1 protein-coding gene is annotated in these 453 nt (G+C 66.2%); it reads left to right on the forward strand.

The features are described from left to right. On the forward strand, positions 1-453 hold a 453-nt coding region (locus tag HWY05_RS37885), incomplete at both ends, for an MFS transporter (protein WP_176061503.1).

The following is a 453-nucleotide window of genomic DNA, read 5'->3' on the forward strand; positions in this document are numbered from 1 at the left end:
ATGTCGACCTCGCTGTACGGCGTGACCTACTGGCTGCCGACCATCGTCAAGTCGTTTGGCGTATCGAGCACCACGAACGGTTTCCTGAGCATGCTGCCCTGGGCGCTGGCCGTCGTGCTGCTGATCTGGCTGCCCCCGAAACTCAAGCGCGCGAAGAGCCTGCTGCGGACCATCGGCATCGTGGCGGTGCTGGGGGCGATCGGCTTCGTGCTGAGCCTCGTGCTGCCGACCACGCCGCTGCGCTTCGTTGCGCTGGTGCTCGGCGGTGCCTGCATCCCCTTGATCTATCCGTGCTTCTGGTCGATGCCGCCGCGGTATTTCACCGGTGCCCGGGCCGCGGCCAGCGTGGCGGCGATCAACTCGATCGGCAATCTCGGCGGTTTCTTCAGCCAGAACCTGATGCCGCTTGCCGGGAAGCTGACGGGCACGGCGTTCGGGCCGATGATCGTGCCG

The sequence above is a fragment of the Paraburkholderia sp. BCC1876 genome (genome assembly GCF_902833695.1).
Classification (GTDB): Bacteria; Pseudomonadota; Gammaproteobacteria; order Burkholderiales; family Burkholderiaceae; genus Paraburkholderia.